This is a genomic window from Arthrobacter sp. TMN-50, from assembly GCF_054511125.1.
In genome coordinates this window covers 1-15,590 of sequence record NZ_JBTNDG010000007.1, presented here as the reverse complement: position 1 = coordinate 15,590, position 15,590 = coordinate 1, and the positions used below count along the sequence as shown (strand labels likewise).

General features: G+C 65.3%; 15 protein-coding genes. 12 read left to right on the top strand and 3 right to left on the bottom strand.

Annotated elements, in window-relative coordinates:
• Positions 1-21 precede the first annotated feature (21 nt).
• The 8 genes from argB (at position 22) to ACX80A_RS09895 (ending at position 8,142) form a co-directional block, all read left to right on the top strand.
• Complete coding sequence (gene argB / locus ACX80A_RS09930; protein ID WP_459259540.1) at positions 22-930, top strand: acetylglutamate kinase; 909 nt, start codon at positions 22-24, stop codon at positions 928-930.
• Complete coding sequence (locus ACX80A_RS09925) at positions 927-2,222, top strand: acetylornithine transaminase (RefSeq protein WP_459259539.1); 1,296 nt, start codon at positions 927-929, stop codon at positions 2,220-2,222. Before argB ends, ACX80A_RS09925 begins: the two co-directional genes overlap by 4 nt.
• Complete coding sequence (gene argF, locus ACX80A_RS09920; protein WP_459259538.1) at positions 2,219-3,184, top strand: ornithine carbamoyltransferase; 966 nt, start codon at positions 2,219-2,221, stop codon at positions 3,182-3,184. Before ACX80A_RS09925 ends, argF begins: the two co-directional genes overlap by 4 nt.
• Positions 3,181-3,705 carry an arginine repressor gene (locus ACX80A_RS09915; RefSeq protein ID WP_459259537.1) on the top strand — a complete coding sequence of 175 codons (525 nt, stop codon included), beginning with the start codon at positions 3,181-3,183 and terminating at the stop codon, positions 3,703-3,705. The genes argF and ACX80A_RS09915 overlap by 4 nt, the downstream gene beginning before the upstream one ends.
• 44 nt (positions 3,706-3,749) lie before the next feature.
• Positions 3,750-4,952, top strand: a complete 1,203-nt coding sequence (locus ACX80A_RS09910) for an argininosuccinate synthase (protein WP_459259536.1) — start codon at positions 3,750-3,752, stop codon at positions 4,950-4,952.
• A 2-nt stretch (positions 4,953-4,954) separates the two neighbouring features.
• Positions 4,955-6,403 (top strand): argininosuccinate lyase, encoded by a 1,449-nt coding sequence (gene argH / locus ACX80A_RS09905; RefSeq protein ID WP_459259535.1) that lies wholly within the window; start codon positions 4,955-4,957, stop codon positions 6,401-6,403.
• A gap of 39 nt (positions 6,404-6,442) precedes the next feature.
• The gene (locus tag ACX80A_RS09900) at positions 6,443-7,204 is read left to right on the top strand and encodes a maleylpyruvate isomerase family mycothiol-dependent enzyme (RefSeq protein WP_459259534.1); all 762 of its coding nucleotides are present in this window, start codon (positions 6,443-6,445) and stop codon (positions 7,202-7,204) included.
• Positions 7,205-7,266: 62 nt separating this feature from the next.
• On the top strand, positions 7,267-8,142 hold the full coding sequence (locus tag ACX80A_RS09895; protein WP_459259533.1) for an SRPBCC domain-containing protein: 876 nt from the start codon (positions 7,267-7,269) through the stop codon (positions 8,140-8,142).
• On the opposite strand, the gene ACX80A_RS09890 is transcribed toward ACX80A_RS09895, so the two are convergent.
• Positions 8,115-8,660 carry a methylated-DNA--[protein]-cysteine S-methyltransferase gene (locus tag ACX80A_RS09890; protein ID WP_459259532.1) on the bottom strand — a complete coding sequence of 182 codons (546 nt, stop codon included), beginning with the start codon at positions 8,658-8,660 and terminating at the stop codon, positions 8,115-8,117. The genes ACX80A_RS09895 and ACX80A_RS09890 overlap by 28 nt on opposite strands.
• Positions 8,657-10,189, bottom strand: a complete 1,533-nt coding sequence (locus tag ACX80A_RS09885; protein WP_459259531.1) for a DNA-3-methyladenine glycosylase 2 family protein — start codon at positions 10,187-10,189, stop codon at positions 8,657-8,659. Before ACX80A_RS09885 ends, ACX80A_RS09890 begins: the two co-directional genes overlap by 4 nt.
• Before the next feature lie 94 nt (positions 10,190-10,283).
• Between ACX80A_RS09885 and ACX80A_RS09880 the strand changes: the two genes are divergently transcribed.
• The 4 genes from ACX80A_RS09880 to tyrS all read left to right on the top strand — a co-directional run bounded on the left by ACX80A_RS09880 (position 10,284) and on the right by tyrS (position 15,180).
• On the top strand, positions 10,284-10,919 hold the full coding sequence (locus tag ACX80A_RS09880) for a DNA-3-methyladenine glycosylase (RefSeq protein ID WP_459259530.1): 636 nt from the start codon (positions 10,284-10,286) through the stop codon (positions 10,917-10,919).
• Positions 10,916-11,497, top strand: coding sequence for an adenine phosphoribosyltransferase (locus ACX80A_RS09875; protein ID WP_459259529.1), 582 nt, complete (start codon positions 10,916-10,918; stop codon positions 11,495-11,497). Before ACX80A_RS09880 ends, ACX80A_RS09875 begins: the two co-directional genes overlap by 4 nt.
• 76 nt (positions 11,498-11,573) lie before the next feature.
• Positions 11,574-13,826 (top strand): HelD family protein, encoded by a 2,253-nt coding sequence (locus ACX80A_RS09870; protein ID WP_459259528.1) that lies wholly within the window; start codon positions 11,574-11,576, stop codon positions 13,824-13,826.
• 13 nt (positions 13,827-13,839) lie between these two features.
• Entirely contained in the window at positions 13,840-15,180 is a 1,341-nt protein-coding gene (gene tyrS, locus ACX80A_RS09865; protein WP_459259527.1) for a tyrosine--tRNA ligase, read from the top strand.
• Here tyrS and ACX80A_RS09860 read toward each other — a convergent pair.
• Positions 15,169-15,590 (bottom strand): hypothetical protein (locus ACX80A_RS09860; protein WP_459259526.1); only part of this gene is annotated, 422 nt, incomplete at its 5' end. The two genes, tyrS and ACX80A_RS09860, sit on opposite strands and share 12 nt — an antisense overlap.

Below are 15,590 nucleotides of genomic sequence, written 5' to 3'. Positions count from 1 at the left end.
AGCTTAAAACAGAAGGACATTATGAACTCAGTCGTTGCCGCACAGGATAAGGCAGAGACCCTGATCGAAGCGCTGCCGTGGATCCAACGGTTCGCTGGCACCACCATGGTCATCAAATACGGCGGCAACGCCATGGTCAACGAGGACCTGCGCCGCGCCTTCGCCGAAGACATCGTCTTCCTCCACCACGTGGGCATCCGACCCGTCGTCGTGCACGGCGGTGGCCCGCAGATCAGCTCCATGCTGAACCGGCTCGGTATCGACTCCGAATTCAAGGGCGGCCTGCGGGTCACCACCCCCGAAACCATGGATGTGGTCAGGATGGTGCTCACCGGCCAGGTAGGACGCGAGCTCGTCGGTCTCATCAACTCCCACGGCCCCTACGCCGTCGGGCTCTCCGGTGAGGACGGCGGCCTCCTGCAAGCCACCCGCACCGGTACGGTGGTCGACGGCATCGAGGTGGACCTCGGCCTGGTCGGCGAGGTGGTCGGCGTGAACCCGGCCGCCATCCTCGACATCCTCGAGGCCGGTCGGATCCCCGTGATCTCCACGGTGGCTCCGGAAATTGACGACGCCGGCGACGGCACCAACCAGGTGCTCAACGTCAACGCCGACACCGCCGCCGCTGCTCTCGCCCAGGCGCTGCACGCCTCCAAACTGGTGATCCTCACCGACGTCGAGGGACTGTACGCCAACTGGCCGGACAAGTCCTCGCTGATCTCCTCGCTCACCGCCAGCCAACTGCGGACCATGCTGCCGCAACTCGAATCCGGGATGATCCCCAAGATGACCGCGTGTCTCGCCGCCGTCGACGGCGGGGTCGAACGCGCGCACATCGTCGACGGCAGGCTCGCCCACTCGATGCTGCTCGAAACCTTTACCACCGCCGGCATCGGCACCCAGGTAGTACCGGACGAGGACGGATCATGACGGATCTCAACCCCACAGACCCTACCCATGCAGACCCAAATCACACAGAACAGCTCGCCGAAGTGCTCGATCAGCAAGCCTCCGGTGCCGACTGGCTTACCCGGTACAGCGCGTCGCTGCTCGGCGTCTTCGGCACCCCGCAGCGGGTCCTGGTCCGCGGCACCGGCTGCACCGTCTGGGACGCCGACGGTACCCAGTACCTCGACCTGCTCGGCGGCATCGCCGTCAACGCGCTCGGCCACGCCCACCCGTTTGTTACCTCGGTGATTTCCAGCCAGCTCGCCACCCTGGGCCACGTGTCCAACTTCTTCACCAGCCCCACCCAGATTGCCCTGGCCGAAAAAGTGCTGCAGATTTCGGCAGCACCAGCAGGGTCCAAGGTGTTCTTCGCCAACTCGGGCACCGAAGCAGTGGAGGCAGCCTTCAAGCTTGCCCGCCGCAACAGCACCTCCGCGGAAGATGGAAAACCGGCCCGGACCCGGATCCTCGCCCTCGACGGCGCCTTCCACGGCCGCACCATGGGGGCCCTCGCCCTGACCGCCAAGCAGGCCTACCGCGAGCCGTTCGAACCTCTGCCCGGCGGCGTCGAGCATCTCCCCTTCGGCGACATCGAGGCGCTGGTCAATGCCGTCGACGAGACGGTTGCCGCCGTCGTCATCGAACCCATCCAGGGGGAGGCCGGCGTCCGCCCGCTCCCGCCCGGATACCTGCGGGCTGCCCGTGAAGTCACCACCCGGGCTGGCGCGCTGCTGATCCTCGACGAGGTCCAGACCGGGATCGGTCGCACCGGTTCCTGGTTTGCCCATCAGCCCAGCGGAATCGTGCCGGATGCCATGACCCTGGCCAAAGGGCTCGGCGGAGGGTTCCCGATCGGGGCGCTGGTCACCTTTGGGGACGCGGTGTCAGCCCTGCTTGCCCCCGGCCAGCACGGCACCACGTTCGGCGGGAATCCCGTCGCGACGGCCGCGGCGCTGGCCACCCTGCACACCATCGAGGCCACCAACCTGCTTGGCCATGCGCACGACGTCGGAGCCTGGCTCCGAGCCGAGCTTGCCACAGTGGACCAGGTCGCGGAGGTCCGTGGGGACGGCCTGCTGATCGGATTTGACCTCGACGGCGCCTACGCCGCTGCTGCCGTGACTGAAGCATTACGCCAGGGTTTCATCGTGAACGCTCCCACCCCGCACACCCTGCGCCTGGCACCGCCGCTGATCCTCACCCGGGACCAGGCTGCCACCTTCACTGCCGCGCTGCCCGGCATCCTGACCATTGCAAAGGAAAGTACCCCATGACCCGCCACTTCCTGATCGACACCGACCTCACCCAGGCCGAGCAGACCGAGGTGCTGGACCTGGCCCTCGAGCTCAAACAGGCACCGTATTCGCGGGCCACCTATGCGGGCCTGGACCGGAGTGGAAAAGCCACCACCGGGCGACAGACCGTCGCTGTCATCTTCGACAAGACCTCCACCCGCACCCGGATTTCCTTCGCCACCGGCATCGCCGACCTGGGCGGAGCCCCGCTGATCATCGGCGCAGGGGATTCACAGCTTGGGCACAAGGAATCCATTACCGACACCGCCAAGGTGCTGGAGCGGATGGTCTCCACCATCGTCTGGCGCACCTACGCCCAGACCGGCCTTGAGGAAATGGCCGCCTCATCGAAGGTCCCGGTAATCAACGCGCTCTCCGACGACTACCACCCCTGCCAGCTCCTCGCCGACCTCCTGACCATCCGCGAACACAAGGGGACCCTGGCTGGGCTCACTCTCGCCTACCTGGGCGACGCCGCCAACAACATGGCCAACTCCTATCTGCTCGCCGGCGCGACGGCGGGAATGCACGTACGGATCGCCGGTCCCGACGGGCATCTGCCCCACCCGTCAGTGGTCGACGCCGCCACCGCCCGTGCAGCCGAAACCGGCGGATCGGTGTTCGTCACCACTGACCCGGCCGCGGCACTGGCCGACGCCGACGTCGTCGCGACCGACACCTGGATCTCGATGGGCCAGGAACCGGACAGTGCCAGCGCCAAGGACGCAACCTACGAGTTGTTCAACAGCTATGGAGTGGACGCCGCCGCGATGGCGCTGGCCGCACCGGACGCCGTCGTGCTCCACTGCCTGCCCGCCTACCGCGGCTACGAGATCGCCGCCGACGTTATCGACGGCCCACAGTCCGTGGTCTGGGACGAGGCCGAAAACCGGTTGCATGCCCAGAAAGCCCTGATGGTGTGGCTGATGGACCGGCGATGACCCAACTGCAGCCCACCACCAAAACCGCACGCCAGGCCAGGATCCGGGCGATCCTCACCGGCCAGTCTGTTCGCTCGCAGGCCGAATTGGCGGCGTTGCTGGCCGACGACGGCGTCCTCGTCACCCAGGCGACCCTCTCGCGCGACCTGGTGGAACTCGGCGCCGTCCGGGTGCGGGCCGGCGAAGGCACACTCGTCTACGCGGTACCCGCCGAGGGCGGTGGCCGGACCCCGCAGAGTGGCGTCACCCAGGAAATTCTCGATTCCCGGCTGGCACGGCTCTGTTCCGAACTGCTGGTCACGGCCGAGGCGTCGGGCAACCTGGTGGTGCTCCGCACCCCGCCGGGGGCCGCCAATTTCCTCGCCCTCGCCATTGACCATTCGGTGATGCCCTCGGTCCTGGGCAGCCTCGCCGGTGATGACACGATTATGCTGGTGACCCGTGACCCATCGGGTGGGCCGGACGTCGCCGCACGTTTTCGCCAGTTCGCGCAGGACCCCATGAATAAACCCCTCTCCTGAAACCACACAGCCCAAGACCCCCACAGAATCTAGGAGCAAGACCCATGACTGAACGCATTGTCCTCGCTTATTCCGGCGGACTCGACACCTCAGTGGCCATCGGCTGGATCGCGGAAGCGACCGGCGCCGAGGTCATCGCCGTTGCCGTCGACGTCGGACAGGGCGGCGAATCCCTTGAGGAGATCCGCCAACGCGCACTCGACTGCGGCGCCGTCGAAGCCTATGTGGCTGACGCCCGCGACGAATTTGCCACCGAGTACTGCATGCCAGCGCTGAAGGCCAACGCCCTCTACATGGACGCCTACCCGCTGGTCTCAGCGGTCTCCCGCCCGGTGATCGTGAAGCACCTCGTCGCGGCAGCCCGCCAGTTCGGCGCCACCACTGTGGCCCACGGCTGCACCGGCAAGGGCAACGACCAGGTGCGCTTCGAGGTCGGTATCCAGACCCTCGGCCCCGACCTGCGCTGCATCGCCCCCGTGCGTGACCTCGCCCTGACCCGCGACAAGGCCATCACCTTCGCCGAGGAACACAACCTGCCCATCCAGACCACCAAGAAGAACCCCTTCTCGATTGACCAGAACGTCTGGGGCCGCGCGGTCGAAACAGGCTTCCTCGAAGACATCTGGAACGGTCCCACCAAGGACGTCTACGAGTACACCGATTCCCCGGAGTTCTCCCCAGCCGCAGACGAGGTGACCATCACGTTCCGTGAGGGAATCCCCGTCGCCATCGACGGGGTCGCCGTCACCCCGTTGCAGGCCATCGAGCAGCTCAACCGCCGCGCCGGTGCCCAGGGCGTGGGCCGCATCGACATCGTCGAGGACCGTCTGGTGGGCATCAAAAGCCGTGAAATCTACGAGGCACCCGGTGCCATGGCGCTGATCGCCGCCCACCGGGAACTCGAAAACGTCACGGTTGAACGCGAGCAGGCCCGGTTCAAGAAGACCGTTGGCCAGCGCTGGACCGAACTGGTCTACGACGGCCAATGGTTCTCCCCGCTGAAGCGTTCACTCGACACGTTCATCGACGACACCCAGAAGTACGTCTCCGGTGACATCAGGATGGACCTGCACGGTGGGCGCGCCACCGTGACCGGGCGCCGCTCCGACACAGCGCTGTACGACTTCAACCTGGCCACCTACGACACCGGTGACACCTTCGACCAGTCGATGGCCCGCGGCTTCATTGAAATCTTCGGCCTGTCCTCCAAGGTGGCCTCCGGCCGCGACGAGCGGGCGGGTCAGTAGCAATGGCGGGAGCCTCCACCAACGAGGGCGCCCTCTGGGGTGGTCGGTTCGACGGCGGACCCGCCGACGCGCTGGCCGCACTGAGCAAGTCGACCCACTTTGACTGGCGCCTCGCGGTCTATGACATCGCGGGATCCAGGGCCCACGCCCGGGTGCTGCACCGGGCCGGCCTGCTCGACGACGGCGAGCTCACCGGTATGCTCGCGGCCCTCGACAACCTCGACGACGACGTCCGGTCCGGCACCTACACGCCCGCCGAATCGGACGAGGACGTTCATGGGTCGCTGGAACGCGGACTGATCGAACGTGCCGGCGTACAGCTGGGTGGCAAGCTACGTGCAGGCCGGTCCCGCAACGACCAGGTGGCTACCCTGGGGCGGATGTATCTGCGGGACCATGCACGGATCATCGCCGATGGGGTGCTGGCGACCATCGATGCGCTGGTCCAGCAGGCGGAGGATCACCTGCGGGTCCCCATGCCGGGCCGCACCCATCTGCAGCATGCCCAGCCGGTTCTGCTCAGCCACCACCTGCTTGCCCACGCCTGGGCGCTGCTGCGCGATGTGCAGCGATTGCAGGACTGGGACAAGCGGGCCGCCGTGTCACCCTATGGGTCCGGCGCGCTGGCAGGTTCTTCACTGGGACTGGACCCGCAGGCCGTTGCCGCCGAGCTGGGTTTCGCCTCGGCCACCCACAACTCGATCGACGGGACTGCGGCACGGGATGTCTACGCCGAGTTCGCGTGGATTGCCTCCATGATCGGGGTGGACCTGTCCCGGATCAGCGAAGAGGTGATCCTGTGGGCCACCAAGGAGTTCTCCTTCGTTACCCTCCATGACTCCTATTCCACCGGGTCATCGATCATGCCGCAGAAGAAGAACCCCGACGTCGCCGAACTGGCTCGCGGTAAAGCAGGCCGCCTGATCGGTAACCTCACCGGGTTGCTGGCCACCCTCAAGGGTTTGCCGCTGGCCTACAACCGTGACCTGCAGGAAGACAAGGAGCCCGTCTTCGACGCGACCGACACCCTTGAAGTGCTCCTGCCGGCCGTCTCGGGCATGATCGCCACGTTGACGTTCAACACGGAGCGGATGGCGTCCCTGGCACCCCAGGGGTTCGCCCTTGCCACTGATATTGCCGAATGGCTGGTCCGCCAGGGGGTTCCCTTCCGGGAAGCCCACGAACTCTCCGGTGCGGCAGTCAGGCTGGCCGAGGGGCGCGGCGTTGAACTGTGGGACCTCAGTGACGCGGACTACTCGTCAATTTCTGCTCACCTCACCCCCGGTGTCCGGGAGGTGCTCACCGTCGAGGGTTCACTGAACAGCCGCGACTCACAGGGTGGCACGGCGCCGGCCGCTGTGGAACGACAGTTGCAGGCACTGCGCGACGAGCTGATCACGGCGGTCAGCTTCCTTTCGGAAGTGCGGGGTACCCTCGAAAAAAGGATCTAAAGCACGCGCCCTCAGCGGGCCCTAACGAAGAGGACCTCAATGATTGAACATCTCATCCGCGAAGTATCAGCCGGTCTCGCTGTCGCGGGCGAAGACTTCAAAGCAACCGTCAAAGGCCTGGACGACACCTCCTTCGGCGAGCCGACGGCGTTACCGGGCTGGTCGCGGGCTCATGTGGTGGCCCACGCGGAGGGGATTGCCCGCGCCATGCAACGGCAGGTTGAATACGCTGCGCAGGGGAAGACAATCGAGCTGTACGACGGCGGCTATGACGGCCGGGTCCAGGCAATCGAGGTCAGGGCGCAACGTCCCGCCGCCGAGCAGAAGGACGCGCTGGTGGCGGCCGTCGACGCCGCCGTCGGCGCGTTCGAGCATGCCCGTGACCATTGGGAGGCGAAAATCTCCTACCGGGACGGGACGGTGTACGACGGCGCCCTGGCCCTGTGGCGGGAACTGGTCATCCATGGGTCCGATCTTGACGTCGGCACCACCTCGCGGGACTGGAGCGACCGCTTCTGCCATTACCTGATCGACTTCCTTGCCGCCCGGGTGCCGGCGGGGACCGCCCTGAAGCTGCAGCCCCTGGGCGAGGAATCCATCACAGTCCAGGCGCCCGGCCCCGATGACGCGTCGGAGGCCGCCCACACCGTCGTCGTCACCGGGGCACTGCAGGACCTCGCAGCCTGGCTGGCGGGCCGCGAACCCGTCGGGGGACTGGAAGCGACCGATGCGGCAACAGCCGCAGACACCGTAGCCCTGCCGGAGCTGCTGCCCTGGCCTGCGGCAGTAGCACCCCGATAGGGACCCCTTCCGGAAGGCTGGCCCCTGGGGTAGGTTGGGAGCAGCCTGTCGCAGGAGGCGCCATGGAATCCCAACTCACCGGCGAGTTGCAGCTCGATTCGATCTCAGATCGCGCCGAGCCGCTGGGCCGAATCGAACGGCTGAGCGATGGCTATGTGATCGCTTTTGACCGGCAGTTCGATTACCCGCGCTCCTTCATCTGGAATCTCCTCACCGATCCCGCCCGGGTGGCCCAATGGCTCGGAAGGCTCACCCCGGGGTGGATCCTGGGCAAGGAATATTCGCTGGATATGAGCGGGGATCTCTCCACCGGAACCGTCCTGCAACTGAATCCACCCACGAGTCTGCAGGTCAGCTGGGACGACAGCATGGGGCTCGAATCTCTGCTGGAATGGCGGGTCCTCGACTGCTCCGGTGGCACCCTCCTCCAGTTCCGGGCCCGTTCTGAGACCGCAGAGTTCCTCACCGAGGGGGCAGCGGGCTGGCAGCTCATCCTCGACGCACTGGATGACGTCGCCGCCGGGCGGACCGTCCGGCCCGGTGCCGACTGGGCGGCACTGAGGAATGAATACGCCGCCAAGTATCAGGTTTCGCACACCATGGGCGAGCTCGAAATCGCCGACGGCATCACCATGATCCACTTTGACCGGCGCTTCGAGGCAAGGCTGCCCAGGGTCAAGGACGCACTAACCGCCGATCCCACTCAACAGCCGCGCGTCGAGCAGGCCGAGGTGGACTTCACCGCCACCGGTTCCGTCACGATACTCACTGTCCGGCATGTGGTGGAGGACCCTACCGAAACCGCAGCGCTCATGGCCCGGTGGCATGCGCACCTCGATGCCGTAGGGGTGGATCTCGACGGTGATACCCCTCACATCAGCGTCCGTAAACTACGGGTCCTCGAAGACTTTTACCGGGCCAATACCGCCGCCGAGTGAGCTGCTTCGCGGGCCAGGAGACTGGCCTTCACCTCAAGACCCCAGCGGAAGCCGCCTAGGGACCCATCGGTGCGGATCACCCGGTGGCACGGCACGAACAGCGCTGCAGCATTCTTGGCGCACGCCCCCGCCGCGGCACGCACCGCCGCAGCGTTTCCTGCCAGTGACGCGTATTGCGCGTAAGTCACCGGCTGACCGGGTTGCACCGTCCGCAGCATGTCCCAGGCGTGGCTGCGGAACGGACCCGATACCTGCCGCACGGTCACCGAGTCAATCGCCCCGACCTCGCCGTCGTAATAGGCAGTAACGGCGGCGGTGAGGGGGCCAAGTTCCGCCGGGTCCACCACCTGCGGCATTTCAGGGGTACGGAGCGCCGGATGGATTTGTCCGATGAGATCCGCGAGGTCAGCAGTCCAGCCTGACGCGAGAACTTCACCATCCTGTTCCAGGATGGTGAACGGCCCATCGGGGGTGCGGACGGTGGTCTGGTGGCAGGCGGGAGGAGGAACGAGGATCATGAGGATACTGCTTTCGGTGAGGAAGGTGTGGGGGTGGCTGCAAGGCGCCAGAGGTGCATCGTCGCGTACGAACGCCAGGGGCTGAATCTTTCCACGGCGGCCGCTACCCGGCGAGGATCGGCTGATACTGAGGGGCCGGCCAGTGCCACCCATCCGTTCCGGACCGCCGCATCGTTGGTCAACTGGATATCGGTGGCGCCGAGAACGCGCATCGCCACATAGTTGACGGTCCACGGACCAATTCCAGGGAGCGGCAGGAGCTTGCGCTCAAGGTCGGCAACACTGTCCTGCACCCCGAACTGGAGGCTGCCGTCGGCCAGCGCCGCGCTCACCTGCAACACACTGTCAATCCGCCGGGCGGGACCCTTGAGCAGCCCGGCGCCACCGGCGGCGACCTGCGCAGCGGTGGGGAACAGCCGGTAGACCTGGTGCTTGGCAGATGTCTCGGTGCGTGCCAGGGTTGATGGACTGCCCAACACCGCCAGGCGGTGCAGGGCGGTGCGCGCCGCTTTCACGGTGATTTGTTGGCCGACCAAAGCGCGCAGCAAAATCTCGTGCGGGTCTATTGCGCCGGGGACGCGGATGCCGGGAATGAACAGCACCCGGCTGGCGAGGAGAGGATCGGAGCCCAGCACGCCGTCCACCGCCAGCGGGTCAGCGTCGAGGTCGAAAAGCCTGCGGATCCGGGACAGCAACACCGGCAGGTCCGGTAACTTCTCGACCAACACGTCGACCGCCAAAGCCGGGACACTGTTGGATGCTGTCGCCAATCGTGCGCTGAACCACGCCTGCCCGCCAGGCAGTTGCAGCAGCCGTTCGTACGTCTCAGTAGTGGCGTGTTCCACCCCCTCGACGGCACGCAAACGCAGGAAATCGAAGATGCCGGGATCGTACGGTGCCCGCAGCGGCAGCAGCAGCGACAGAGTGGTCCCCGCTTCGCGGCCGCCGTTACCGGCGCTGCGGCGATTAGGGATGGTTGCGCGGGCCCGCAGCTCGGAGGGAGTCAGCGCAAACACTTCCTGCACGGTGTCGTTGAACTGCCTGACGCTACTGAACCCGGCGGCGAAGGCGATATCGGCGAACAACAGGTCGGTGGCGGTCAGCAGGGACCGGGCGGTCTGGGCGCGGGAGGCCCGGGCGAGGGCCAGCGGGCCAGCGCCAAGTTCCTGGTGCAGGATCCTGTTCAGCTGACGGCTCGAGTAGCCGAGGCGCGCGGCCAGACCGGTGACCCCGGTCCGGTCCACCTCGCCATCGGAAATCAGCCGCATCGCCCGAGCCGCAGCATCCGATCGCACGTTCCAGGCGGGGGTTCCCGGTACAGCCTCGGGGAGGCACCGCTTGCAGGCTCGATAGCCTGCCTGATGGGCTGCGGCGGAGGTCTGATAGAAGGTGACATTGCCGGGCTTCGGTGTCCTCGCCGGGCAGGACGGACGGCAGTAGATCTTCGTCGACGCTACGGCCGTGACGAACTGCCCGTCGAAACGGGCATCGCACGAATCGATCGCCCGGTATTGCTGCCAGAAGTCCATCTCCCCATCGTCGCAGGTTGCACCACCTGTAGCTAGCGGGAATCGGACATCACGGTGAGCAGATTGGGCCAGGTGTTTGCTACCGTCTTGTGCTGTGGATTGCACGACCGACCGAAACCGCCTGGCCCTGCCCGCCACCGAGGTTGCCCACACCCTGCTGGGGGCCAGCCTCACTCACGACGATGGCACCGAGCGCGTTGCGGTGCGCATCACGGAGGTGGAAGCGTACCTCGGCCGCGACGATCCGGGTTCGCACGCCTTCCGGGGTCAAACCGCACGAAACGCGACCATGTTTGGCGCCCCGGGCCACCTGTACGTGTACTTCACCTATGGAATGCACTACTGCGCCAATGTGGTCTGCGGCCAACCGGGTGAAGCGACTGGACTGTTGTTGCGGGCCGGCGAAATTGTTGAGGGCCGCGACGTCGCCCGCGGACGCCGCGGTTTCCCCCGCGTGGAGCTTGACCTGGCCCGCGGACCCGCCCGGCTGGCGCAGGCACTCGGCCTGAACCGGACGTTCGACGGCGCCGATCTGTTCGGTGGTCCCCTCGCCCTGACACTGCCCGAGACCCCCGCCGATCCGGCCGTCGTGTCGAGCGGCCCCCGCGTCGGCGTGGCGGGGGCCGGCGGTGGCACCGAGTATCGGTGGCGGTACTGGCTCACCGACGACCCCACAGTGTCCCGCTACCGCGCGGCCAAGCCCCGTGCAGCCCGTACAGTTAACGGGTGAATAATTCAGTGCCCGACGTTTCGGCGCCAACAGCCTCGCCGTCAGCAGTCGCGCGAACCACTGCCCAGGACTACATCGACCGGCTCGGCCTCACGGTTGAGGATTTCCCCCAGCCAGGGATCAGCTTCCGCGATCTCACCCCGGTATTTGCTGACGGCCCTGCATTCCGGGCCGTCATCGACGACCTGATGGGGCCCTTCACGGGCCAATTCGACGTGGTCGCAGGGATCGAGGCCCGCGGATTCCTCCTCGCCGCGGCCGTCGCCTACGCGGCCGGGACGGGCGTCATCGCGGTCCGCAAACCCGGCAAGCTACCCCGCCCGGTCCACTCCGAGTCCTACAGCCTCGAGTATGGGGAGGCCGCGCTGGAAATCCACCGGGACGACGTCGTCCCCGGCACCCGGGTCCTCATCCTTGATGACGTCCTGGCCACGGGTGGAACCCTCGCCGCAGCAACCGCCCTGTTTGACTCCTGTGGGGCTGAGGTTGTGGGCTGCGCAGTGGTGTTGGAACTTGAGGCGTTACAGGGACGACAGACAGTGCAACAGCGTCGGGTGCACGCCGTGGCGTCCGCCTAGGATTCATTGACCATGCCAAAAGTGTTACCTGCACTGTAGAATTGACGGTCTGCCTTTGGCGAGAGGGAAACGCATAATGCATCACACATCCACGGCCCGTAACGAGCTCGAGCACGAGCGCGGCTATGTGGCGGGGCTGTACCAGCGGCTTGACAAGCTCCGCGACGAAAAGCGGGGGCAACTCGCCGAGGTGCGCCGTTCCCTGTCGGCTGGATCGCACCAGAATCGCTCTGAACGCGATGCTTTTGCCACCATGTACGAGGACCGGCTGGCGCAGTTGAACGCCGTGGACGATCGCCTCGTGTTCGGCCGCCTGGACCTCGACGACGGCGACGAGCGGTACATCGGCAGGATCGGGCTGTCCACCGAGGACCTTCAGCAGCTGATGGTCGACTGGCGTGCCCCCGAGGCGGGAACCTTTTATCAGGCCACCGCCTTTGAAAGGATGGGCGTGCGACGGCGTCGTCACCTGATTCTGTCCAGACGGAACGTCCTGGCCATTGAAGATGATGTGTTGGACGCCGCGCTGTTGACCGAAGACGAATCCCTGCAGGGCGAGGGTGCACTGCTCGCTGCGCTGAATTCGAAGCGCACCGGGCAGATGTCTGACATCGTCGGCACGATTCAGGCCGAGCAGGACCGCGTGATCCGCGCACCACTTCAGGGCGTCGTCGTCGTCCAGGGTGGACCGGGCACTGGCAAGACCGCAGTAGCCCTGCACCGCGCCGCCTATCTTCTTTATACGCACCGCGAACGGCTGAAGTCGGCTGGTGTTCTGCTCGTGGGCCCGACCAACGCGTTCATGAAATACATTGAGAGGGTGCTGCCGTCCCTCGGCGAAACCGGCGTGGTGATGGCCAGCATTGGCAGCCTGATGCCCGGCATTACTGCCGTGCAGGAGCCCACCGAGGGCGCGGCAGAAATCAAGGGTCGCCTGGACATGGTTGAGGTGCTGCGACGCGCGTTGGCGAACCGCCAGCGAATACCCAACGAGGACAAGCGGCTCAACGTGGAAGGTACCCTCCTGACCCTGTCCCCGCGACAGGTCCGCAAGGCCCGCGACCGTGCCCGCGCCACTGGGAAACCCCATAACGAGGCCCGCGTGACGTTCGTCAAGATTCTGCTGCGGGAATTGACCGAGCAACTCACCGAGCAGCTTGAGGAATCGTCGGGCGCGGGGAACACCGCGGACCGGTCCTATCTGGCCGAGGACGTGCGCAGCTCGCGCGACGTCCGGATAGCGTTGAACCTCGCGTGGATGCCCCTCACCCCCGAAAAGTTTGTTGCCGAACTGCTCACAAAACCCGGGATTCTCGCCGCTGCCGCGCCAGGATTCACCGACGCTGAACTGGCCCACCTCACCCGGCCCGTCGGAGCCCCGTGGACCGAAGCGGATGTGGCGTTGTTGGACGAAGCCGCCGAGCTGCTCGGTGACCTCGACCCGTCAGCTGGGCGCGACACGGCGGTCCGGGATCAGGAGCGCCGGCGGGATCTGGCGAACGCCGAGCGGACCCTGGAGAACGTCAACGAATCTCTCGCCGATTCAGGGGTTGATGGGGTGCTCACTGCTGAAGACCTGGCCGACCACAACGCGGTCACCGAAGCCAGGATGAGCGCAGCCGAACGCGCCTCGGTCGACAGGACCTGGGCCTTCGGCCACATCGTGGTGGATGAAGCACAGGAACTCTCGCCGATGCAGTGGCGGGTCCTGATGCGCCGTTGTCCGCTGAAGTCGTTCACCATCGTGGGGGACATTGCGCAGACCAGCTCAGCGGCGGGATCAAACTCCTGGCAGCAGGCGTTGGAACCGTTTGTAGGGGAGCGTTGGCAGCTCGAGGAACTAACCGTCAACTACCGCACGCCCGCGCAGATCGCCGAAGCCGCCGCCCGCATGGCCAACGCCGCGGGCCTGGTGGTCTCGGCGCCCAAGGCAGTGCGTGAGGGACGCTGGGCTCCCCTCGTTGACCGGGTGCCTGAGCTGATTCCGGCGCTCCTGACCGCTATGCCGGAAGAACTCGATGCGGTGGAGGGTGGATTGCTGGCCATCATCGCCCCCGAACGGCTTCTGGTGGAGGTTCGGTCGGCGCTGACCGGAGTGTACGGGCGAAGGATTGGTTTTGGTGCCGGCAGCATGGGCCAGGACATCGTGGTCACCAGTCCGCGGGAAGCCAAGGGCCTGGAATTCGACGGCGTCGTGGTGCTGGAACCAGCAGAAATGCTCGACCCGCGATCCATCAGGGTTGGCGACCTGTACGTGTCCATGACGCGCCCGACCCAGCGGCTGCGACTCATTGCCACCGGTGAAATACCGGCAGGCATCGAGGACTGATAATTTAGAGCCTGTGTCCCAGCAAATAGAAACCACAGACCCAGGCTTCGCCGAACTCCTTGACGGCCAGCGCAACGACCCAGCTTTCGCCAATGTGTGGCAGGAACTGAAGTGGCGTGGACTGGTTCATGTCTCCACCGACGAGAAAGCCCTCGAAGATGCCCTCGCGGGAGATCCGGTGACGTTTTACTGCGGATTCGATCCGACGGCCCCTAGTCTGCATCTCGGGCACCTGGTGCAGCTGCTGACGATGCGCCGGCTGCAGCTCGCCGGCCATCGTGCCCTGGGCCTGGTCGGGGGATCCACCGGCCTGATCGGCGATCCGCGGCCCACCTCGGAACGCGCACTCAACACTCCCGAGACCGTTGCCGAGTGGGTCGAAAAGCTCAGGGCGCAGGTCGAAAAATACCTTGACTTCACCGGATCCAATCCTGCCCGGATGGTTAATAACCTTGATTGGACGGCGCCGCTGAGTGCCATCGATTTCCTGCGGGAGATTGGCAAACATTACCGGGTGGGAAACATGCTGGCCAAAGACGCCGTCAGCGCCCGGCTGAATTCCGACGCAGGGATCAGCTACACGGAGTTCAGCTACCAGATTCTTCAGGGCCTGGACTTCCTCGAGCTTTACCGCAGCTACGACTGCACCCTCCAGACCGGCGGCTCCGATCAGTGGGGCAACCTGACCAGCGGCACCGACCTGATCCGGCGTGCCGAGGGGAAGAGCGTTCACGCTATTGGTACCCCGCTGATCACCAACTCTGACGGCACCAAGTTCGGCAAAAGCGAGGGCAATGCCATCTGGATCGACGCCGAACTGACCAGCCCCTACGCCTTCTACCAGTTCTGGCTCAATACCGCTGACTCGGACGTGGTGGGACGGCTGAAGGTCTTCACGTTCAAGACCCGTGAGGAGATCGACGAGCTGGGGGGAGCTGCCGAGGAACGACCACACCTGCGTGAAGCCCAACGTGCCCTGGCGTTCGAGGTGAACTCCCTGGTTCACGGCGTGGACGCCACCGAGAAGGTGATTGCCGCGTCGGCTGCACTGTTTGGCCAGGGCGAGCTCTCCGGGTTGGACGAAAGCACCCTGGCTGCGGCGATCGCCGAACTGCCGACGGCACAGGTGTCCAGCGACTCACTGGGGATTATTGACCTTATGGTGGCAAGTGGTTTGTCCGCCAGCAATTCAGCGGCGCGCCGGACGGTGGGGGAGGGCGGTGCCTACGTGAACAACGTCAAGGTGCAGGACCCCGGTGCGGTGATCACTGCCGGCTCGCTGCTCCACGGCCGGTATTTGGTGCTCCGACGCGGCAAACGCACCCTGGCAACGGTCGACGTGTCACCGGTCTGACCGCTCGATGCTGGGCCGTCGCAAGCGGATTTGCGCGCACCCGGATCCACGTGTAATGTTTTCTGAGTTGCCGCCATTGAGTGGCAACCACCCCCTTCGGAAATTCAACAGGTAGTCCGGCATGTGCTCAGCACAGAAGCCAGATCTACCTGAAATTTTCGACGGCTCATTCGGTTGTTTTTGCCGAAATCCGGAAATAACGCGGATTTGACAAAGAGAATGCGGATGGAATAACTTTAGATAAGTCGCAGCGAGGAAATGTAAATAGAAAACATATTTACAGAAAATTCGAATTGCGCCTGTTGTTTGAGAACTCAATAGTGTGCCATGTTTGTTGATACCGATTGTTTTATTGATTGGTTGAATTTGGCTGCATGATGCCGTTTTGGTGGTGTTGTGTGGTTGTTTTT